Annotated in this window: 1 protein-coding gene; it reads left to right on the forward strand. The window is 45.9% G+C overall.

All coding sequences use genetic code 11. The features are described from left to right. Window positions 1–266, forward strand: a 266-nt coding sequence (locus RYX56_RS22945) for an ABC transporter permease (protein ID WP_317124200.1), incomplete at both ends; no start/stop codon positions are given.

Consider the following 266-nt stretch of genomic DNA (forward strand, 5'->3'; position numbering starts at 1 on the left):
GCCTGATTAGCAGCAAATTACAAGAGGAATTATTTAAAGGAAACAATCCTGTTGGCAAAATTATCACGGTAGCAAATCAACCCATTGAAATTGTCGGGGTATTAGAAAAACCAAGCGGTCTACTTGCCTTTGGGTCGATGGAGGTGTACCTGCCGTTTCAAACGTGGAAGATCATTTATGGCAGCAGTGATTTTACCCAGGTTACGCTTCAAGCGGCCTCCGCTGAACAGCTGCAGACTGCGGGCAAGAAGGCTGCTAATCTGTTG

The organism is Alkalihalophilus lindianensis, from assembly GCF_032843265.1.
Classification (GTDB): Bacteria; Bacillota; Bacilli; order Bacillales; family Bacillaceae_D; genus Alkalihalophilus; species Alkalihalophilus lindianensis.